Here is a 19761-nt window from a genome sequence, read left to right as displayed (position 1 = left end):
ACGGTCATCGCTGCGTCCGCCGATGCCGGTGCCGACGCGGTAGTCTGCGCGCGACCTGCCGGCTTGCTCGCCGTCACGGCTTGCTCACGTCAACGCTGCGAAATTTCCCCGCCGCGGCCATCTTTTCGACTTTTGCCGACATACCATCGGGGGGTGTGTGCGTTGCGTGGAGTAGTGGCAATGGAAACCGAGCTTCAGACCAAGGTGGAGAAGTACGAGGCCAGGGCCGCCCGGTGCGAAGAACATGCGCGGGAAGCAAAGGACAAGGCCGAGCAGAGCTTCTACGAGGTGCTGGCAGCCTATTACGCCAGCCTCGCAACCGACTTTCGCAAGGTCATCGACAAGCGGACGGTCGCGTAAGCGGCTGGCGTGGGGACGATCAGGGCCTGCCGGCGTCTGGCGCGGCGCGATGCCGGGCGTGCCACTTCGGCCCGGGGCCGCGCATGTAGTGCCGCTCGGGGCGATACGGGTTGCAGATGCGTTCGGCCAGCCTGTGACAGCGCGTTACGATCGCATTGAAGGGCGGGAGCATCGCGGCAATTTCCTATCTTTTGAGCATGATCTCCGGGCAAACGCTTCGCGTTTGTCCCGAGGGGAAAACCGGTATCCACTTTTCCGGATCATGCTCTAATGCGGCTTGCCGAGGACGAAGGCGAAGGGGAGCACGAAGATCTCGTCGTCGGAGTCGCTGACATGCACGGTCCAGTCGCGCCAGTCTTCCTGGTCGCGTTGCATGATGAGCGATCGCACGATGCCGACCGCGCGGTCGCGCGCTTCGGCGAGATCGCTGACCGCTTCGCCGGATCGATCGATCCGGACTTCGCGGGAGTTCGAGCAGTGAAAATAGACCTGGGTCATGTTCGCATCTCCTGATGCCGGCGTTCTGCCTTTTGGTCGCAGGTTGGCCAAATCAGGTTCCGAGCGTGCGTGATCTAGCTCACACGGAACGGGAAGAAAGCTTAACGCCATGCTGCGCGCGCGTTCAGTTCGTATTTGGAATTTCAAAGCCGACTGATGGCGACTGTCATGCCCGCGCATGCGGGTATCCAGTACGCCGATGCCTATCGTTTCAATCATCAGCGTCTCTGGAATACTGGATCGCCCGGCTTGATGTTTATTCCGGACAAATCACTGACAGGTGTTCGGAGACATAAATAAACAGAAGGCGGGCGATGACAGCAAAGATCCTTCTCGCGGCGCGATGCGCCCGAGGTTTTACGTTTCGTTTGCCCTCCGAAACAGAAGAGGGCGCGGGGAAGACCGGGTGCGCGCTGCACCCGCGGTCTCGCATGCGATTGCACAAAACAAAATGCACACGAGCATACAGGTTCAGCGGAGAACACTCCGGCCTCCCCCACGCAACGGCTTTACGGCTTATACGTGATCGTCCTGGTGACCGGCTTTCTTGCCACCATCATCCGTGAGAAGCGTTAGCCTCCCACCAACTTGACGCCAGCACCGGGGCGTCGGACCCAAACGATTTCGCCGTACGCCTTTGCCGCGCTCGTCAGTCGCAGCATCAGCGTCCATCGCATCCCACCGCACGTTCGTGACGATCGCGATCGCCCCTCTTGTCGCGGTAGACGGGCAGAATTGAACGGATGATTTGCCCGACGGGGCAACGGAAATATTTTTGCGCGAAGCACTGGACAGACTTTTGGTGATTTGCCCGTCGGGCTATTTTGTCGCACTTTTTGTCATCGCGAGCGCAAGCAACTCGTGAGCGGAAGAGAAGAGGTGGCGTAGGGGTGGGTTAGCCGAAGGCGTAACCCACCAACTTCGTGGGGCGGCGGATTAGGCTGTCGCTAATCCGCCCTACCAAGTACCGATGATGACAGCGTCGAACCGGCGCGTCGGGTGAACGAGCTGGTCGGCGCTCGCGACGATGCGCATTTCCTCCGTGCCGCTGATGGCGGTGCGTTCCAGCACGGCGAAGATCGCGGACGCGGCGTGGCCGAGCGCTTCCGGCGTGTTCTTGCCCTGGACGCGCGCGGAAACGAACAGCGAGGCAAAGAGATCGCCGGTGCCGGACGGGCTGATCGGCAGTCTTGGCGTGCGCACGCGCCAGCTTTGCGATCGCTCGACGGCGACGGTCTCGATCTCGCCGTCCGGCGTATCCGACAGTTCGGCGCTGGTGATGACGATCGTCGATGGGCCGCGCGCCAGCAGCGCTTGCGCCTGCGCGATGACCTGACCGGTTGTCGTGGCCTTATCGTTTGAGGCCTTGGCGCCCGCGAGATATTCGAACTCGAAATGGTTGGGCGTGATGACATCGGCCAGCCGACAGAGCCGGTCGCGCACGACAGGCGGAATATCGGCTTGCACGAACAGGCCGCGGTCGCGATCGCCGAGCACGGGATCGCAGCAATAGAGCAGGGAAGGATTGCGCGCTTTGGCGCGCGCGACGAAGTCTGCGACCACGGCGGCGATATCGGGCGAGCCGAGATAGCCCGACAGAATCATGTCGCACGCATCGACCGCGCCGCGCTCCTCGATGCCGAGCAGGAGATCGGCGACCAGTTGTGCTTCCAGCACCCGGCCGCGGATGGTCGGGTAGCCCGGCCGGTTGCTCAACAGCGTGGTCGGCACCGCTGTTACGTCGATGCCGTGCAACTGCATCGGAAAGACCGCGGCGCTATTGCCGACATGGCCGAAGGCAACCTGCGACTGAATCGAAATCACGTTCATGCGGATAAATCGGGAGAGTATCAGGTTCCTGGGGAGGGCGCCCGGGAGGTTAACACATTGGTTATTTGTTTGCGGTCATTTTCACGACCTCACCAAGCAAGAGGCACCATGTCAGACATCACCATTCCCGGCGGCAAAATTCGCTCCTTCGTCGAGCGGGTCGAAAACATCGACACCGAGTTGCAGGAGCTGAACGAGCAGAAGAAGGAAATCTTTGCGGAGGCCAAGGGCGAGGGCTTTGACGTAAAAATCCTCAAGGAGATCATCAAGCTGCGAAAGCAGGACAAGGACGAGCGCGACGAGCGTGAAGGCCTGCTCGATCTCTACATGCGCGCGATGGACACCGCGCCGCCGGAACAGGCAGCGAAGGCGGCCTGAGCCGATCAACCCAAACGAACGATATCCGGGGTGATGAAGTAGCCCGCATGAGCGTAGCGACATGCGGGGCGCTTATCGTGGACCGATGGGGCTGACCCCGGATATCGCTGCGCTCATCCGGGCTACGCTTGCTACGCGTCGCGCGCTGAGCGCGCCGGTCCGTTTCCCCGACCGCGGCGCCTGCAAAAAATTTCCAGCGAACCTTCACGACTGATGGTGCGACCAACCGCCGGTTCGGCATTCCGTCTCCCGTAATGGACGGTGCGATCACGTTATTGTGCATCGCAGCAATGAACTATTGCAATGCAACAAGAGACCTTTAAGTCTGTACTCCAGGCCATCAGGGAGAATTGACGTGAAGAAGATTTCTGTTTCCTTCGCTGCCGCCGCGGTCCTCGCGATGACGGCTGTGACCGGCGCTGTCGCGGGCGAGTTGCCGTCTTACGAAAAGGCCGGTCTGCCGGTTTCCGCCGTGCAGCTTCAGGTGCTGGGCGCTGAAAACGTCAGCGAACAGGCGCCGGCCGTGATGTCGGTTTCGCCGGTTCAGCTCAGCGTCCTGACGCCGCGGCACAAGATCAAGTCCGCGGAAGTCCCGGGCGAAACCGTCGCTCGCGGCGTTCACTGACGAAAGTACGTAGGATGGGTGGAGCGAAGCGATACCCATCAATACTGCCCGTGAAATGATGGGTATCGCTGCGCTCCACCCATCCTACAAAGCGACAAAGCCCGCGATCCGTCGCGGGCTTTTGTCGTGATGCGCGCGTTTGACGGAATGTGCTAAAATCGTTCCCGCCGGCCCACGGAGATGAGCCGCATCCAGGGAGCGAGAGCCATGAACAAGCCCGAAAAAACGTCAGCGCAAACGTCAGCGCAATCGTCAACGACAACGTCAGCGCCCGTCAATCCGCCGCATCTGCGCTCGACCTTCGTTGCCGCATCTGAAATGCCCTGGCAGCCGACGCAGTTCGCCGGGATCGAGATGAAGATTCTTTACAGCGACGACGAGGGGCGCTCCACCATCCTGTTCAAGATGGCGCCAGGCGCCGTGGTGCCGCTGCACGAGCACACCGCGCTCGAACAGACGTTCATGCTCGAAGGCTCGCTGGATGACGCGGAGGGAAGCTGCGGGCCGGGCGACTTCGTGTGGCGGCCGGGCGGCAACATCCATGTCGCGCATGCGCCTGACGGCGCGACGTTCCTGTCCGTGTTCACCCGTCCGAACCGCTTTTTCGACGGCACGAAGTTTTTCACGGCGACAGAGAAGTAGCCCGCATGAGCGAAAGCGATATGCGGGGCTGCCCCGGATATCGCTGCGCTCATCCGGGCTACACGAAGCAAACGCGTTGTTAAGAATTGCTCCGCGCCGATTTGCGCGATTCCGATTCGTTCTTTGCGAACAGAACCGAGTCGGATGGGGAACAAAGCTGCGCGGAGCAGCCGTCATTCCGGGATGGTCCGAAGGACCAGACCCGGAATCTCGAGATTCTCAGATGTGCAATTGCACATCACAGTTCGCTCGCTGCGCTCGCGCCCCGGAATGACCGTTAGCTTTTGCCCGGCCATGACGAAGCGGGTTCTCAGTGCAGGCCACCCGTCACGTGCAATGTTTCGCCGGTGATGTACGAAGCATCATCCGAAGCAAAGAACGCCACCGCCGCCGCGATCTCCTCGACCTTGCCGATCCGGCCCAGCGGCGTCGCGGATTCGATCCACTTGCGCATGTCACCTTCGTCCAGACCCGCGGCAACGACGCCTTCGGTGGCGATCATGCCGGGGTTGACGGTGTTGACGCGGATCTTTCGCGGCGCCAGTTCCTTTGACAGCACCGAGGAGATAGCGTCCACCGAGGCCTTGGTCGCGGTGTAGACGGCGGTGTTCGGCGGGGCCATTGTCGATACGCCGGAACTGATGTTGACGATGCTGCCGCCCGCCTCATTGAAGTGCCGCGCGGCTTCCTGCGACACCTGCAGCAGGCCAAGCACGTTGAGGTCGAAATGCTTGTGGAAGTGCTCGGCGGTAATGCCATCCAGCGGCGCGAACTCGTAGAGCCCGGCATTGTTGACGAGGATGTCGATCGGGCCAAATGCCTTCACGGTCTCGGCCACCGCCGATTTCACCTGGCCGGCGTCGGTGAGATTGCCGTGCACGGCAACGGCTTTGCCGCCCTTGCCGGTGATTGCGGCGACCACGCGCTCGGCCGCCTGCTTGCTGGCGCTGTAGTTGACGGCGACCGCCGCACCCTCGGCGGCGAGGCGAACCGCGATCTCGGCGCCGATACCCTTTGATGCGCCGGTTACCAGCGCCACTTTGCCTTCAAGTCTCTTGGTCATCTTGTTCTCCGAGTCTTTGTCCCAAATGTCCGCGCGGACGCGTGGATCGTTCAGTAGTTCAGTAATAGTGAACTATTGAATGTGTTCAAGGGGCGCGCTATATATTTAGGCATGGTGCAATTCGTTCACCCGCAGCGCGAGGACATTACATTGGCCGGCGTGCTGGCAGCGCTGGCGGACCCGATGCGGCTGCGCATCGTCAGGAGCCTGCTGGACGAGAAGGATTGCATGTCCTGCACGGCCGCAGCGCCGTGCCCCGGCATGGCCAAATCGACCCTGTCGAACCATTTTCGCATTCTGCGCGAAGCCGGATTGATCCAGACCTCGAAAAAAGGCGTCGAGCACCGCAATGTCGTCCGCGAGGCGGATATCAATGCGCGCTTTCCGAAATTGCTGAAGACAATTTTGGGATTTTCGGAGCAGGCATAGCCCGGATGGGCGCGTAGCCCGGATGAGCGAAGCGATATCCGGGATGGTGTGAGAGCGGCCCGGATGTCGTGGAGCCTGTCATCGGGCGCGCATTCGCGCGACCCGTTGGCTCATCCGGGCTACGGGATACGCTATTCCTCGTCGCTACCCGCCGTCCGCCGCAGCATAAAATGTCCGAACGCCGATGCGATCGGCTTGCTGCGGTCGTCCTGCCAGGCCTGGGCCTCGAAGGCGACGATGCGCAGGCCCTGCTTGACGATCGACACGCTGGCGTAGCTGTCCAGCGCGCGTCCGGAGCGGAGATAATTGACCGTCAGCCCGATCGGCTTCGGCACAGCCGATGCGCCGAGTTCACGCGCGACGCCGACGAGCGCGGTGGTCTCCAGGAACGCGCCGGTGATGCCGCCGTGGATCGCGGGCAGGATCGGATTGCCGACGATCCTGGGCGAGAACGGCATCACCAGCGTGCCGTCTTCATGGTCGCGAATGCCGAGCCAGCGCGCGAACGGGCTGTTGGCGAACAGGCCGGTCGGATCGTCAGGCAATTCCAGCGTCGGCGGCGTGCCGAATTCGCGTTCGGTCGGCCGCGTCAGCATGTTGGTGCGGTTGGCGCCGGCCATGAAGCAGGCGGTGGCGGTGGCAACCGGCTCGTCCTCGCTCTCCTGATAGGCGGTGGCGCGCACGAAGGCGATCGAGCGGGTGACGCGGTAGCAGACCGAATGGGCGCGGATGGCGAGTCCGGGTGTCGCCGGCTTCTGGTAGTCGATGCGCAGGTCCAGTGTCGCGATCGAACGGGTGCCGTCGAGCGCGAGCTGCACCGCCATGCCGCAGGTCTCGTCCAGCATCGCCGTCACCACGCCGCCATGGATCACGCCGGTCCCGGTGTCGCCGACGAAGGCCGGCCGGTACGCAAGGCTGGTCCAGACCTCACCGGGCGCGGCGCGGTCGAGCGCCAGCCCGCTGATATAGCCATAGGAAGAGCGGCGGCTGCCGACGGCGTGGAGCAGGTCGTCGAACGGGAGGGGCGGCGAGGGCGTCGATGGGGTGGACATGCCGGGGTTCTAGCCCACGTTGGCTGCGAGGCAAAGGTGGTGCGGCAGCCCACATTTCGCCACCGGCGGGCGCCAGATTGCGTTTCGCCTCTGCTGTCGCTGATGCCAGCGGCGGCGGACAGGTCCTCATCCAGCTACCGGCCAAAACTGATGTCTTCACCGAAAACGCGCTGCGGTCTTCTTGTTGTTGCGGTCATGGCCGCGCTGAGCGGCCCGGCGGCCGTCGCGCAGAATCTCGATCAGGGCAAGCCGGCGCCAAAAATATTCGCCGAGAGCTGCACGACCTGCCATCGCAGCGCGCGCGGGCTCGCTAAGGGCCGGTTCAGGCTCACGCTCTACATGTTCCTGCAAGATCACTACGCCAGCAATTCCAGCTCGGCCTGGGCGCTCACGAGCTATCTGGAATCCGTCGACGAGGGGAAGCGCGGCCCGTCGCGCGCCGCGGCGAAGCCGCGGGCAGCCAGCACGGGGTCGTCGCGGTCATCGCTGCGTCCGCCGGCGCCGGTGCCGACGAGGTAGGGTGCAAGCCTGTAAAATGGTTGAGCTGCGAAACTCAACAGTATGTTGCCTTGCGACGTTATGGGTTTCGCAAAAGCTCAACCCATCCGACACACTGCCTAACCATCTGCTACTTTTGGTCTCAGATAGTCGAGAGCTTCTTCGGCCGACAGTATGCGGGGCCTGTTGTTGACCCACAGTCGCTCGGAGAATTCCCATATCCATTCGCAGAATGGAGAGACGACATATACCTCGATGCAATCGATATCTTCAAAGGCGTAGTTTCGGCCCAAGGGGTTTGAGCGGATAAATTCCCCGAGACTAAGTGCTTGATCAATCTTTTCACTTAGGCGCGATTTTCGGTGCTCAAATGTTTTCGGATTGCCGATTTCGTAATCCAAGGGACGCTCAATCGAAACGCATTCCATCACTATTAACTTCCGGCCGACTTTTACGGCGGCATCCAATTCTCGTGGGTCACCTCTTTTGGGATGCAGCTCTCCGTGCTGGACCTTAAATCCAACCCGCCTTAGAGCCTCTCTGAATTCAGACTCAAATAGCGTTCCTCGACCTGCTTGATCATATTGAACGCGAAAGAATAGAGTTAACAATATTGGACCAATTGGATGGAAGTCCAAAACCTTATGACGAATATCGAAAGGCAAAAAAAGGTGGCGCGGACCGCCTGACCAAAGGGATATCTGGTTTTGAACCAGTGATGACAATTGCAAGAAATCTATCGATCGGCGCAGTTCTTCTTCTGAAAAATCGCTGGACGGGCTTGCGGCTTTTATGATCGAGCGAATTAGAGGAATTGGATCGTGATCAATTCCAACAATGCGGTACCCGCGCTGACATAGATTTAGGAGATTTTGTATTAGTAGCGGCCTTATTCGCTCGAGGTTATCGAGGGCAACCGCGCCCAGAGGAATCAGCGCTAGGCGATTGAGCGCCAAAATTGTGAACAAGAATGCTTCGAGTGTGAAGCCGTACCTCTTAAAGAGAGATTCGGAGAAATCTCCATGAACTCTAAGATAGGAAGCTACATCGAAGGTAGCAGGAAAAAAATTAAGGGTCAGACCTTGTTGAACGTCTAATCCCATGTCCCTTATCAAAGGGGCGATATCGCGTTTCTCGAAATTGTAAACAGGGACTAATAATTTCTCGGAGCCAACGGAATCGGTCGCCTTCGCAAACCACACGCCGATTAGGGAATGATCCATTCGCTGTTCGGCGGTGCGGCTATCGATCGACACGAGTAGTGCGTCGAATTCTGGAGTAGTGTGATAATTCCAATCTCCTTCGGCAGTAAACTCAACAGAGGCGCCCTTTCCTAAGGATCGAAGAAGAGCGGCCATGCGCCAGTATTGGTATGCAAGTCCTTCAACAAAATAGATTCCGACAAAATCATCCGACGAAAAGTCCCGGATGACCCATTGCGGCGCGCTTGCGAGGATACGCTGAAGCTTCTTGCTGATAGCGAAGGATTTTGGAGTATCCTTGATCGCTCGGAGTAAGAATCCTCCAAGGATTTTTTTTATGTTCAAATGGGTTGAGGGCGCGAATTCGACCGCGTCGCCTGCATTCCCGTGCTTGCAAATCGCGGCCTCTACGACCTGGCGCACCAGTGCAACCGTCCGATCATCAGTCCGGTCCTCATGCTCCGGATGGAGCATGACCCCTATTCGACGGTAAATATGAAGCCAGAATGCGACCGAGCGGCGCTCAAGTACGCATTTCATTTCCCGTTCGATCTGGTCGAGGACATCCTTTACGGTGACCCAAATATCGGGGCCGCTTAGAATTTTGTTTACTGGAAGCGCGCGAACGAGTGCCTCCGAGCGAATACGTTTTGGCCTTGCGAGTAGCGCCTCCTCTAACTTAGATCTTAGCGTTGCGTGTAGATATAAAAACGCGATCCGATGATACTCGACATTAGCAACCGCTGGCTGTCGTTCTTCGGGATCGGATGTCATTGGGTTGTTTATCTCATATCTAAAGCTCGATTGCGCTCTAGATTCTCGCTTGAGGAAGCGGAGGAATATCTATGGTGAGCGGCTCGGGATTCGTTGGTGCTGCTCGAAGATCAAGTTGTGTTTGTCCAGTCAATAAAGAGGCGGCCTTTCGGCCGCCCCTTTAGTTGTGGATGCCCGGGTCAAGCCCAGGCATGACGCTCAGTGCAAGCTCACGAACACCCCGTCGTCGAGCCGCACGTATCGCACTTCATGCAGGTGCCGTTGCGCACCAGCGAGAAGTGGCCACACTCGCCGCACATTTCGCCTTCGTAGCCTTTTGCCTTGGCTTCGGCGCGCCGCTCGGCCTTGCTCGGGACCGCGGCTTGCGCCGCACCGGCCTTACTCCACTGCAGGGCTTCGAGCTTTTCGGTCGGCGACAGGTCGTGCTGGGCTTCCTGCTTCAGTGCGACCGCGCCTTCCACCGTGTCTGCGAGGCGGGGGCTGGGGCTGTGGCCGGCGATCGCGGTGACGTTGCTGGTGCCGCGCGCGTCGGTGTCGCTGGGGGCAGCGCGCATGACGACGAGGTTGTCGGTGCGCGAGCGGGTCAGGCCCTTCGACACATAGCGGGTCGAATGCGCCGGATCCGGCTCCTTGCCTTCCTCGACGCCGCGGCCGAGCGCGTCGAAATTCGACTCGCTGGGATCGACATGGGCGAGATCGAAGCGCGACATGTAGCTGACCGCGAGTTCGCGGAACACATAGTCGAGGATCGAGGTCGCGTACTTGATGGAGTCGTTGCCCTGCACGGGGCCCGCCGGCTCAAAACGGGTGAAGGTGAAGGCGTCGACATATTCCTCCAGCGGCACGCCGTATTGCAGACCGAGCGACACCGCTATGGCGAAGTTGTTGATGAAGGAGCGCAGCGCCGCACCTTCCTTGTGCATGTCGATGAAGATCTCGCCGATCCGGCCATCGTCATATTCGCCGGTGCGCAGATAGACCTTGTGGCCGCCGACCACCGCCTTCTGGGTGTAACCCTTGCGGCGATCCGGCATCTTCTCGCGCTCGCGCATCACGATGATGCGCTCGACCAGTTTCTCGACGATCTTTTCCGAGACCTGCGCGGTACGCGCCGCCATCGGCTTGTCGTAATAGGCGTCGGTCGCATCTTCCTCGTCGTCATCGTCGCTGATGAGCTGCGAGTTCAGCGGCTGCGACAGTTTTGAGCCGTCGCGGTAGAGCGCGTTGGCCTTCAGCGCGAGTTTCCAAGACAGCAGGTACGCCGACTTGCAATCCTCGACGGTGGCGTCGTTCGGCATGTTGATGGTTTTCGAGATCGCGCCCGAGATGAACGGCTGCGACGCCGCCATCATCCGGATGTGGCTCTCGACCGAGAGATAACGCTTGCCGATCTTGCCGCAGGGGTTGGCGCAGTCGAATACCGAATAGTGCTCGGCCTTCAAATGCGGCGCGCCTTCGACCGTCATCGCGCCGCAGATGTGGACGTTGGCGGCCTCGATCTCGCGCTTGGTGAAGCCGACGGCGGCGAGCAGGTCGAAGCCGGGGGCGGCGATTGCTTCCGGCGCGATCTTCAGCGTGTCGCGCAGGAAATCTTCACCGAAGGTCCACTTGTTGAAGGCGAACTTGATGTCGAACGCGGTCGGCAGCGCCTTTTCCACTTTTGCCAATGCTTCGTCGGTGAAGCCCTTGGCCTTCAGGGTGGAGACGTTGATGCCGGGCGCGTTGGAGAGCGAGCCGTGGCCGACGGCGTAGGCTTCGATCTCGGCAATATCGGCCTCGGAATAGCCGAGCGTGCGCAGGGCGACGGGGACGGCCTGGTTGATGATCTTCCAGTAGCCGCCGCCGGCGAGCTTCTTGAACTTCACCAGCGCGAAATCAGGCTCGATGCCGGTCGTGTCGCAATCCATCACCAGACCGATGGTGCCGGTCGGCGCCACCACGGTGGTCTGCGCGTTGCGGTAGCCGTGCTTTTCGCCGAGCGCGAGCGCGTCGTCCCAGGCCGCAATAGCATGGGTGACGATGTCGGTCTGCGGGCACGAGGCGTGGTCGAGCGGAACCGGGCTGACGGCCAGCGCCTCATAGCCGCGCGATTCGCCGTGCGCGGCGCGGCGGTGGTTGCGGATCACGCGCAGCATGTGCTGGGCGTTCTTCTTGTAGCCGGGGAAGGTGCCGAGTTCGGCGGCCATCTCGGCTGACGTCTTGTAGGAGATGCCGGTCATGATCGCGGTCAAGGCGCCGCACAACGCGCGGCCTTCCTTCGAGTCATACGACAGGCCCATGGTCATCAGGAGACCGCCGATGTTCGCAAAACCGAGGCCGAGCGTGCGGAACTCGTAGGAGAGTTCGGCGATGGCGCGCGACGGGAACTGCGCCATCATCACCGAGATTTCCAGCACGACGGTCCAGAGCCGGCACAGATGCTCGTAGGATTCGACGTCGAACCGCTTGGTCGTGGTCGAATAGAACGTGATCAGGTTGGCGGAGGCCAGGTTGCAGGCGGTGTCGTCCAGGAACATGTATTCCGAGCACGGATTGGAGGCGCGGATGTCGCCGGACGCCTTGCAGGTGTGCCAGTCGTTCATGGTGGTGTTGAAGTGCAGGCCGGGATCGGCCGAGGCCCACGCGGCGTGGCCGATCTTTTCCCAGAGGTCGCGGGCCTTGAGCGTCTTCGTCACCTTCTTGTTGGTGCGGCCGATCAGGTCCCAGTCGCCGTCGGTTTCGACGGCGCGGAGGAAATCGTCCTTCAGCGAGACCGAGTTGTTGGAGTTCTGGCCGGATACGGTGAGGTAGGCTTCCGAATCCCAATCGGTGTCATAGGTCGGGAAGTCGATGTCCTTGTAGCCCTGCTTGGCGAACTGGATCACTCGCTTGATGACGTTGTCGGACACGAGGCTGCGGCGCGCGAGCTTGATTTCGCGGCGCAGGGCAGGGTTCTTTTCCGGATCGAAGCAGTCGTCGCCCGAACCTTCGCAGTTGACGCAGGCCTTCAGCACGGCCTTGAGGTGCTTCTGGTTGATCTTGGAGCCGGTGACGAGGGCGGCAACCTTCTGCTCCTCCTTCACCTTCCAGTCGATATAGGTCTCGATATCCGGATGGTCGGCGTCGACCACGACCATCTTGGCCGCGCGGCGGGTGGTGCCGCCGGACTTGATCGCGCCCGCGGCGCGGTCGCCGATCTTGAGGAAGCTCATCAGGCCCGACGAGCGGCCGCCGCCGGAAAGCTTTTCGCCTTCGCCGCGCAGGCGCGAGAAGTTGGAGCCGGTGCCGGAGCCGTATTTGAACAGGCGCGCCTCGCGGACCCAGAGGTCCATGATGCCGCCCTCGTTGACGAGGTCGTCACCGACGCCCTGGATGAAGCAGGCATGCGGCTGCGGATGCTCGTAAGCCGATTTCGACTTGGTCAGCTTGCCGGTGAAGGGATCGACATAGTAGTGGCCCTGGCCGGGGCCATCGACGCCGTAGGCCCAGTGCAGACCGGTGTTGAACCACTGCGGCGAGTTCGGCGCGACCATCTGCTTGGCCAGCATGAAGCGCAGCTCGTCGAAGAACGCGCTCGCGTCCTCTTCCGAGGAGAAGTAGTTGCCCTTCCAGCCCCAATAGGTCCAGCAGCCGGCGAGGCGGTCGAACACCTGTTTGGCGCTGAGCTCGCTGACGAAGCGCTCGTTCTCGGGCAGGACGGCCAGCGCCTCGGTGTCGGGCACCGAGCGCCACAGCCAGGACGGCACGGTCTCTTCCTCGACCTTCTTCAGCCGCGCGGCGACGCCCGCTTTACGGAAATACTTCTGGGCGAGGACGTCGGAGGCGACCTGCGACCAGAACTGGGGCACCTCGACATTTTCGAGGCGGAACACGATCGAACCGTCGGGGTTGCGGATCTCAGATGTCGTCAATCTGAAATCAATCCCTGCATAGGGTGACTGGCCGGAAGTGGTGTTGCGCCGTTCGATTCGCATGGTCGTGCCCCGTCTCTTCATTGACCGGACCGCTTCCCGCGGAGCCGGATGTTATTCCTTGAGCGGACTCCCTGACCATGGCTGTCCAAAACAACCTGTCCTGGACAACCCTGATCGCGCCATCCGCAGCTCAACCGGTAAAACCCGGCCTGTTCTCTGGCACTCCCAGGGCAACCCGAACCGGGCCTCCGAGGTCATGCAATTCAACGCCCCAACGCTTCACTTTGGGCCTGTTCCGGCCCGTTTCTGGCGCCCCGAAGAACCCCGGGGAATTCCCAGAAGAATTCCCGAGAACCGAGGGCAGACAAGCCCTCATCCGCTGCCTCAACCGGCCGTCGGAGTGGTCGTTTCGGAACCCTTTTGGGATGACCGGCGGGGACCCAAAACACACTCGCGCCGAACGGGTTGAAAACTAGGCCAACTCCGTCTCGCCCGTCAAGGACTAGTACGAGTTCCTGAATCAAATACTAAATATGGTGGACAGAGGGGGATAACAGGGGTCAATGCCGCGCCTGTGATAGGTCCAAGTATCAGTGAGTCCTCAGAGATTCCCAAGCGTAAAAAATTGTTTGGCGGGGTCAAAACCGGACTGCTCCCGCTGTTCACAGGGCAAGTATTTATTCAGCGCAAAGGATTGCACTGGCGAGACTCACGTAGGCCTACGGAAGCTTCCGTCCTGACATGCCAGCCAGCCGATAGTCTCGGCCCCAAATACGCGGCAGGGTGCCCCCCTGATTCTTGCCGGTACCCCTCATGACCAACCCGCCGCCTTCCAACGCGCCTGCGCGCCTCGCACCCGCGGGCCTGATGTTCCTCGCCATCACCTCGGTGGGCTGGGGCTTCAATTGGCCGGTCACCAAATACCTGCTCAGCGAGCTGCCGGTGCTGACCATGCGGGGCCTCACCGGCGTGATCGGCGCCGCCCTGCTGGCCGCCTTTGCGCTGGCGATGGGGCAGAGTCTGCGGGTCGAGCGAAAGCTGTGGCCGCGGCTGATGCTGGCGGCGCTGCTCAACGTCACCGGCTGGATGGTGCTGATGGGACTGGCGCTGCTCTGGCTGCCGGCCAGCGAAGCCGCCCTGATCGCCTACACCATGCCGGTCTGGGCCTCGCTGCTGGCCTGGCCGGTGCTCGGCGAGCGGCCGACCTTGCTGCGCACCGTCGCTTTGGTGATGGCGTTCGCGGGCCTTGCCGTGATCATGGGCGGCAACGGCTTTTCGGCAAGTGCTGCAAAACTGCCGGGCATCCTGATGGCGCTGACCGGCGCGATCGGCTTTGCGCTCGGCACGGTGCTCGCCAAAAGGCTGCCGCTGCAACTGCCGCCGATCCCGGCAGCGGCCTGGCAGATCGGGCTCGGCTGCTTCCCGGTCGCGGTGGCGGGTCTTCTGATCGAGACCACGCATCTCGAGAAGGTCACCGAGCTCGGCTGGTGGCTGTTGTCCTATTCGATCGTGATCCAGTTCTGCATCGCCTATGTGAGCTGGTTTGCGGCGCTGGCGCGGCTGCCGGCCTCGATCGCTGCGATCGGCACCATGGCGGTACCCGTGATCGGCGTGGTGGCGTCGGCGATGGCGCTGCACGAACCGCTGGGGCTGACGCAGATCGTGGCGCTGGCCTTTACGCTCGCGGGCGTGGTGCTGGCGACGCGCTCATAAATCTTGCGAGCGAAGCCATAGCGTTTTCAAGCGAAGTGGGCACCGGTTCGCGTAGCAATCAAGTTTACGCAGATTGCGTAGACTTATCTGCGGTAGAAAACGCGTCAAACAAAAATCTGCGCTACTCGCCGTTCAGCGCGCGGCGGATCATGTCGGCCAATTGCGACTTGCGATAGGGTTTGCTCAGCAGCAGCACGCCGGGATCGAGCCGGCCCTGATGCACGATCGCGTTGTCGGTGTAGCCGGAGGTGTAGAGAACCTTCATGTCCGGGCGGCGGAGCGCCACTTCATCGGCCAGTTGCCGGCCGGTCATGCCGTTGGGCAGGATGACGTCGGTGAACAGCAGGTCGAACGGCTGCCCGTTGTCGATGACGGCGAGCGCGGCCGGGCCATCGGCGGCCGCCACCGTCTGATAGCCGAGCGCCTGCAATTGCGCGGCGACGAAGTTGCGCACCAGGGCGTCGTCCTCGACGACGAGGATGGTCTCGCTGCCGTGCAACGGCGGCGCTGCCGCGGCGGGGGGAGCCTCGGTCTGGCCGCGGGCCGGCGGCAGATACAGCTTGATCGTGGTGCCGTGGCCGAGCTCGCTGTAGATCTTGATGTGACCGCCCGATTGCTTGACGAAGCCGTAGACCATGCTGAGGCCGAGCCCGGTGCCCTTGCCGACCTCCTTGGTGGTGAAGAACGGCTCGAACACCTTGTCCTGCACCTCCCTGGACATGCCGGTGCCGGTGTCGGTGACGGCGAGCATCACATAGGCGCCAGGCCGCGCGTCCGGATTGGCCTGGGCATAGGCTTCGTCGAGCACGACGTTGCGGGTCTCCAGCAGCAATTTGCCGCCGTTCGGCATCGCATCGCGGGCGTTGATCGCCATGTTGAGCAGCGCGTTCGCGAGCTGCGAAGCGTCGATATGCGAGGTCGCCACCTCGTGATCCAGGATCGAGTCGATCTCGATCTGCTCGCCGAGCGTCGGGCGAAGCAGTTTTGCGATATCGAGCACGGTGCCGTTGACGTCGACGTTGCGCGGCTGCAGCGGCTGCCGGCGGGCGAAGGCGAGCAGATGCTGGATCAATTCGCTGCAGCGCTCCGCCGCCTGGTCGATCATCGCGGCGGTCTTCTGCAGCGCCGGCATATGCTGCAGACTCGCGACCAGCGTTTCCGTGGTGCCGGTGATCACGGTCAGCATGTTGTTGAAGTCGTGCGCGACACCGCCGGTCAGCTTGCCGATGGCGTCGAGCTTTTGCGATTGCTGCAGCTTGCGCTCGGTCTCGCGCCATTGCGTGATGTCGTGATAGACCAGCGCCGCGCCGCTGATCGCGCCCGAGGCATCGCGTAGCGGCCGCCCGCTGACCACCAGATCCAGCGGATCGCGGCCGTTGGCGGGACGGATGACGATTTCCTGCTCGTCGAACGGTTCGCCGCGCAGCACCTGCGCCGAAGGCATTTCATGGGCCGTCAGGCGGGTCACCCCGTCGGCGTGATAGGCGACGCTTAGTCGCCGCAATTCCCAGACGTTCATGCCCGGCCGGTAGCGCAACAATTTCCCGGCGGCCTCATTGGCGAGGATAATCTCGCCCTTGGCGTCGAGGACGATCACTGCTTCGGCCACGCTGTTGAACGTGTTTTGCAGCACCGCGGTCGAATGCCGCAGTTCCTCATGGGCGGCGACCAGATGTTCGGTGCGTTCGGCGACCGCGGCCTCCAGCGTTTCGTTGGCGGCCTGCGTCGCGTTCAGCGAGTGCCGAAGCTCGCGGCTCGATCGCCGCGACGTCTGGATCAGGACCGTCGCCAGGATCAGGATCAGAACGACGCCGGCCAGATCGATGGCCAGCAGGAAGGCCCGGGTGGTGCGGGAGGCAGCGTAGCGGACGGCGAGGCGGGTTCTTACTTCGACAATGATTTTCTCCAGATCGATGCCGATCTTTTCCATCGTCATGCGGCCTTCGGCCTTCGCCGCCTGCGCCGCAACGCCGGCGATGTCGCCGGCCGCCTGAAGCCTGATCATTTCGCTGCTGATGGCCACGCGTCTGATGGCAAGGCCCTTGACTTCCTCGAGCACCGGCTTTTGGTCGGGACGATCCGCAAAATCCGCAATCAGGTCGTCGAAAGCCGCCGGGATGCCTGCGCTGGCGTTGCGATATTCCCGGACGTAATAATCGTCCTTGCTCAGGGCGAAACCGCGCGCGGCGCTTTCGGAGCGTCGGAGCAGCAACTGGATATCCGCTAGTTTCCGCAGGATCCCGAGCGTCTGGCCCACCGCGACGGCGTCGATACGCGACTTGACGTCCAAACCGATTGACGCGGCGCTGATCGTGAGCAGGATGGTGAGGCCAATTCCTATAATAACGCGCTGCGACGGCATAGACGGCTTTATTTCGCTAGTTTGAGAAACGCGCAGAGGCTGCGGGCTTGTTGAGGCATTCATTTATCGTGGTCAACAGCGCGTTCGGCGTGAATGGCTTGCGCAGGCAGCATGCCGCGCCGAGTTCGATGGTCATGCGCAGGAAGTCCGGCGCGCGCTCGGTGTTGGCGAAGGCGTAGCCCGACATCGCCACGATCGGCACCTCAGGCATGCGTTCGTGAAACATGCGGATCGATTCGAAGCCGCGCATGTGCGGCATGAAGACGTCGACCAGCATGACGTCGAAGCGGGATGATTCGAGGGCGCGCATTCCCGCTTCACCACCGTCGGCGACGGTGACCTCGAAACCCTGGCGCGTCAGACAGAGCTCGATGGCGACACACACCATCGGGTCGTCATCCACCACGAGAACGCGCGGCACGATTATTCCTTCTCCTGCGAGCTGCGGTCCGGCGACTCGCATGGCCCCACGAGAAGATTAAGTCTGAACGACGACAAATCGTCTGTATGGTATGGTGCATATAGAATTCGCCTGCACGAATTCCCTTTCGCTGTGTCAGAACAAGAACAAATTCGCTTCCCTCCCGGATCCAGTTCCACCATGTCAGTCAATCGCCAAGCGGGTCGCGCCCGAATGTCGCCGCTCGGGCTCGCCTTTCTCACGATCGCATCGGTGGGGTGGGGCTCAATTTCCCGATCATGAAGCATCTCCTGACGGAGTGGCCGCCGGTGTCCTCGCGCGGCCTGTGCGGCATCGTCGGCGCCGCGGCGCTCGCATTGATTGCGGTGGCACGGCAGCAACAACTGAGCGTGCCGCGGCGGATGTGGCTGCGCCTGTTGCTGGTCTCGATGCTGCAAATCGGCGGTTGGATCGCATTCATGGGGTTAGCGCTGCTCTGGCTCAGCGCCAGCGAGGCGGCCGTGCTCGGGATATCGATCCCGGTCTGGGTCGCATTCCTGGCGTGGCCCGTTCTCGGCGAACGGCTGTCGCTGCTCCGTGCGGTCTCGCTGCTGGTCGCGCTCGCCGGCATCGTCGTGCTGATCGGCGGCAACGGCCTTGCGGCCAACGTCGAAAAGCTGCCGGGCATCCTGTGTGCGCTGGCGGGTGCGGTGTGCGTCGCGTTCGGCACCGTGCTGACCAAGCACTTCCCGTTGGCGATGCCGCCCTTGTCGCTGGCGGCCTGGCAGATCGGCCTCGGTTGCCTGCCCATCGCGATCGTCGGCCTCGCTGTCGAGCATCCGCAGCTTGCGGCGCTCTCGACCACCGGCTGGGCGTCGATGGTCTATATGACGCTGATCCAGTTCTGCCTGAGTTACGTCTGCTGGTTCGCAGCATTGGAGCGACTGCCGGCGGCGACGGCGTCGATCGGCACGCTGCTGGTGCCGGTGGTCGGCGTGCTCGCGGCGGCGGCGATGCTGCACGAGCCGCTGGGCTTGCGCGAGATCGGCGCGCTCGTGGTCACGCTGGGCGGCGTCGCCGTGGCGCTGCGTTCGTAAGGTAACTGGCAATGAAGAGGGCGGCGCACCGGAATGGGCGCGCCCCTCGATGGGCAGGGGCGCCGGTAGCCGTCGTCGCCGAGATAACCTGGACCGCCGCAATAGCCGAAGCGATTGCGCCGCCGATCACCGCACCGGCAGGCGGCGCAACGTCCTTGCGCCGGCATTCATCCGATGGAAATTGAGTTTTCTACGAATTCGGCCAATAAAAGTAATTTTCTTAGAAATACAGCTTGAAATATTAAAATACTCAATGTATCTCTTGAGAAGATCAATTAGAGGCTGTCCCTTGAAGCAGATAAAACCAGACGACTGGCAAGCCCTCACTGAACTCACCCAAGGACGATCTTTCGTGGTCGAACGGATTCGCCTGATCGATTCCGGCATCGCGATCGAAGGCGCGTTCGAACTGCCGCAGCTTGCCCGGCTGTCGGCGGAAGATCAGGTCTTCGTGGCAGCCTTCCTGCGCAGCCATGGCTCGATCAAGGAAATGGAGCAGGTGTTCGGCGTCAGCTATCCGACCGTGAAGGCGCGCCTTAACCGCATCGCGGGTGGGCTCGAATTCATCGATCTCGATCCTAAACCGCCGCGCGCCGAAGTGATCGAGCGTCTGAAGCGCGGCGAGATCACGGCCGACGAGGCGATCGAAGTCCTGGAGCGACGAAAATGATGCAGTTGGACGAACCCGGCAGCGCCCCGCGTTCGAAGGCGTTTGCCGCGCCGAAACGCTTTCGCCTGTGGCTGCCGCTCACGCCGCTGCTGATATTGCTGTCGCCGCTCCTGCTGCTGGCGATCGTCATCGCGGCTTTCCTGCCGTACCCCCTTGGGGTGAACCCCACGCACATCGTGATCGAGGGCGTCCGCACCTTGCTGGCGCTCCACGGTACCCGCGTCGAAGTCCAAAGTCCGGACGCCTCCATCCTCATCAATATCTTCTAAGGAGAA

At 61.7% G+C, this 19761-nt stretch carries 18 protein-coding genes; 10 read left to right on the top strand and 8 right to left on the bottom strand.

Annotated features, from left to right (window positions below; all coding sequences use genetic code 11):
* Positions 1 to 180 precede the first annotated feature (180 nt).
* Positions 181 to 360, top strand: a complete 180-nt coding sequence (locus BLR13_RS00225) for a hypothetical protein (RefSeq protein WP_074828923.1) — start codon at positions 181 to 183, stop codon at positions 358 to 360.
* 267 nt (positions 361 to 627) lie between these two features.
* Here the strand turns inward: BLR13_RS00225 and BLR13_RS00220 are convergent, their stop codons facing one another.
* Positions 628 to 858, bottom strand: a complete 231-nt coding sequence (locus BLR13_RS00220; RefSeq protein ID WP_074828927.1) for a DUF6894 family protein — start codon at positions 856 to 858, stop codon at positions 628 to 630.
* A 957-nt stretch (positions 859 to 1815) separates the two neighbouring features.
* Positions 1816 to 2688 carry a pyridoxal kinase PdxY gene (pdxY, locus tag BLR13_RS00215; protein ID WP_074828930.1) on the bottom strand — a complete coding sequence of 291 codons (873 nt, stop codon included), beginning with the start codon at positions 2686 to 2688 and terminating at the stop codon, positions 1816 to 1818.
* Between the two features lie 108 nt (positions 2689 to 2796).
* Between pdxY and BLR13_RS00210 the strand changes: the two genes are divergently transcribed.
* From BLR13_RS00210 to BLR13_RS00200, 3 genes are all read left to right on the top strand, one after another.
* Positions 2797 to 3066: a DUF2312 domain-containing protein gene (locus tag BLR13_RS00210; RefSeq protein ID WP_074828933.1), complete on the top strand. Its 270-nt coding sequence runs from the start codon at positions 2797 to 2799 to the stop codon at positions 3064 to 3066.
* A 355-nt stretch (positions 3067 to 3421) separates the two neighbouring features.
* On the top strand, positions 3422 to 3691 hold the full coding sequence (locus tag BLR13_RS00205) for a hypothetical protein (protein ID WP_171945010.1): 270 nt from the start codon (positions 3422 to 3424) through the stop codon (positions 3689 to 3691).
* 207 nt (positions 3692 to 3898) lie between these two features.
* Positions 3899 to 4333: a cupin domain-containing protein gene (locus BLR13_RS00200; RefSeq protein WP_074828937.1), complete on the top strand. Its 435-nt coding sequence runs from the start codon at positions 3899 to 3901 to the stop codon at positions 4331 to 4333.
* A 310-nt stretch (positions 4334 to 4643) separates the two neighbouring features.
* Here BLR13_RS00200 and BLR13_RS00195 read toward each other — a convergent pair whose 3' ends face one another.
* The gene (locus BLR13_RS00195) at positions 4644 to 5396 is read right to left on the bottom strand and encodes an SDR family NAD(P)-dependent oxidoreductase (protein ID WP_074828939.1); all 753 of its coding nucleotides are present in this window, start codon (positions 5394 to 5396) and stop codon (positions 4644 to 4646) included.
* A 111-nt stretch (positions 5397 to 5507) separates the two neighbouring features.
* On the opposite strand from BLR13_RS00195, the gene BLR13_RS00190 reads away from it, so the two are divergent.
* The gene (locus BLR13_RS00190) at positions 5508 to 5825 is read left to right on the top strand and encodes an ArsR/SmtB family transcription factor (protein ID WP_074828943.1); all 318 of its coding nucleotides are present in this window, start codon (positions 5508 to 5510) and stop codon (positions 5823 to 5825) included.
* A gap of 131 nt (positions 5826 to 5956) precedes the next feature.
* On the opposite strand, the gene BLR13_RS00185 is transcribed toward BLR13_RS00190, so the two are convergent.
* Complete coding sequence (locus BLR13_RS00185; protein ID WP_074828946.1) at positions 5957 to 6877, bottom strand: PaaI family thioesterase; 921 nt, start codon at positions 6875 to 6877, stop codon at positions 5957 to 5959.
* A 150-nt stretch (positions 6878 to 7027) separates the two neighbouring features.
* Between BLR13_RS00185 and BLR13_RS00180 the strand changes: the two genes are divergently transcribed.
* Positions 7028 to 7396 (top strand): hypothetical protein, encoded by a 369-nt coding sequence (locus BLR13_RS00180; protein ID WP_074828947.1) that lies wholly within the window; start codon positions 7028 to 7030, stop codon positions 7394 to 7396.
* Between the two features lie 98 nt (positions 7397 to 7494).
* On the opposite strand, the gene BLR13_RS00175 is transcribed toward BLR13_RS00180, so the two are convergent.
* Positions 7495 to 9351, bottom strand: coding sequence for a hypothetical protein (locus BLR13_RS00175; RefSeq protein WP_074828950.1), 1857 nt, complete (start codon positions 9349 to 9351; stop codon positions 7495 to 7497).
* A 209-nt stretch (positions 9352 to 9560) separates the two neighbouring features.
* On the bottom strand, positions 9561 to 13304 hold the full coding sequence (locus BLR13_RS00170) for a vitamin B12-dependent ribonucleotide reductase (protein WP_083387660.1): 3744 nt from the start codon (positions 13302 to 13304) through the stop codon (positions 9561 to 9563).
* Positions 13305 to 14057: 753 nt separating this feature from the next.
* Here BLR13_RS00170 and BLR13_RS00165 point away from each other — a divergent pair.
* The gene (locus tag BLR13_RS00165; protein ID WP_074828956.1) at positions 14058 to 14957 is read left to right on the top strand and encodes a DMT family transporter; all 900 of its coding nucleotides are present in this window, start codon (positions 14058 to 14060) and stop codon (positions 14955 to 14957) included.
* A 121-nt stretch (positions 14958 to 15078) separates the two neighbouring features.
* Here BLR13_RS00165 and BLR13_RS00160 read toward each other — a convergent pair whose 3' ends face one another.
* Both BLR13_RS00160 and BLR13_RS00155 read right to left on the bottom strand, forming a co-directional pair.
* Positions 15079 to 17319, bottom strand: coding sequence for a CHASE3 domain-containing protein (locus BLR13_RS00160; RefSeq protein WP_074828958.1), 2241 nt, complete (start codon positions 17317 to 17319; stop codon positions 15079 to 15081).
* 16 nt (positions 17320 to 17335) lie between these two features.
* The gene (locus BLR13_RS00155) at positions 17336 to 17740 is read right to left on the bottom strand and encodes a response regulator (RefSeq protein WP_074828962.1); all 405 of its coding nucleotides are present in this window, start codon (positions 17738 to 17740) and stop codon (positions 17336 to 17338) included.
* Positions 17741 to 17997: 257 nt separating this feature from the next.
* Here BLR13_RS00155 and BLR13_RS00150 point away from each other — a divergent pair, with 257 nt between their 5' ends.
* The 3 genes from BLR13_RS00150 (at position 17998) to BLR13_RS00140 (ending at position 19755) form a co-directional block, all read left to right on the top strand.
* Positions 17998 to 18816 (top strand): DMT family transporter, encoded by an 819-nt coding sequence (locus tag BLR13_RS00150; RefSeq protein WP_244525037.1) that lies wholly within the window; start codon positions 17998 to 18000, stop codon positions 18814 to 18816.
* Positions 18817 to 19168: 352 nt separating this feature from the next.
* Positions 19169 to 19486 carry a DUF2089 domain-containing protein gene (locus tag BLR13_RS00145; protein WP_197679508.1) on the top strand — a complete coding sequence of 106 codons (318 nt, stop codon included), beginning with the start codon at positions 19169 to 19171 and terminating at the stop codon, positions 19484 to 19486.
* Positions 19483 to 19755: a hypothetical protein gene (locus BLR13_RS00140; protein WP_091976303.1), complete on the top strand. Its 273-nt coding sequence runs from the start codon at positions 19483 to 19485 to the stop codon at positions 19753 to 19755. Before BLR13_RS00145 ends, BLR13_RS00140 begins: the two co-directional genes overlap by 4 nt.
* Positions 19756 to 19761 lie beyond the last annotated feature (6 nt).

The organism is Bradyrhizobium ottawaense, from assembly GCF_900099825.1.
In the GTDB taxonomy this organism is placed as follows: Bacteria; Pseudomonadota; Alphaproteobacteria; order Rhizobiales; family Xanthobacteraceae; genus Bradyrhizobium; species Bradyrhizobium ottawaense_A.
This window is presented reverse-complemented; position numbering and strand designations above follow the sequence as displayed.

Bases quoted from the DNA above. Each gene is read 5' to 3' on its own strand.
- BLR13_RS00225 (WP_074828923.1), top strand. From the start codon at position 181: ATGGAAACCGAGCTTCAGACCAAGGTGGAGAAGTACGAGGCCAGGGCC.
- BLR13_RS00220 (WP_074828927.1), bottom strand. From the start codon at position 858: ATGACCCAGGTCTATTTTCACTGCTCGAACTCCCGCGAAGTCCGGATC.
- pdxY (WP_074828930.1), bottom strand. From the start codon at position 2,688: ATGAACGTGATTTCGATTCAGTCGCAGGTTGCCTTCGGCCATGTCGGC.
- BLR13_RS00210 (WP_074828933.1), top strand. From the start codon at position 2,797: ATGTCAGACATCACCATTCCCGGCGGCAAAATTCGCTCCTTCGTCGAG.
- BLR13_RS00200 (WP_074828937.1), top strand. From the start codon at position 3,899: ATGAACAAGCCCGAAAAAACGTCAGCGCAAACGTCAGCGCAATCGTCA.
- BLR13_RS00195 (WP_074828939.1), bottom strand. From the start codon at position 5,396: ATGACCAAGAGACTTGAAGGCAAAGTGGCGCTGGTAACCGGCGCATCA.
- BLR13_RS00190 (WP_074828943.1), top strand. From the start codon at position 5,508: ATGGTGCAATTCGTTCACCCGCAGCGCGAGGACATTACATTGGCCGGC.
- BLR13_RS00185 (WP_074828946.1), bottom strand. From the start codon at position 6,877: ATGTCCACCCCATCGACGCCCTCGCCGCCCCTCCCGTTCGACGACCTG.
- BLR13_RS00180 (WP_074828947.1), top strand. From the start codon at position 7,028: ATGTCTTCACCGAAAACGCGCTGCGGTCTTCTTGTTGTTGCGGTCATG.
- BLR13_RS00175 (WP_074828950.1), bottom strand. From the start codon at position 9,351: ATGACATCCGATCCCGAAGAACGACAGCCAGCGGTTGCTAATGTCGAG.
- BLR13_RS00170 (WP_083387660.1), bottom strand. From the start codon at position 13,304: ATGCGAATCGAACGGCGCAACACCACTTCCGGCCAGTCACCCTATGCA.
- BLR13_RS00165 (WP_074828956.1), top strand. From the start codon at position 14,058: ATGACCAACCCGCCGCCTTCCAACGCGCCTGCGCGCCTCGCACCCGCG.
- BLR13_RS00160 (WP_074828958.1), bottom strand. From the start codon at position 17,319: ATGCCGTCGCAGCGCGTTATTATAGGAATTGGCCTCACCATCCTGCTC.
- BLR13_RS00140 (WP_091976303.1), top strand. From the start codon at position 19,483: ATGATGCAGTTGGACGAACCCGGCAGCGCCCCGCGTTCGAAGGCGTTT.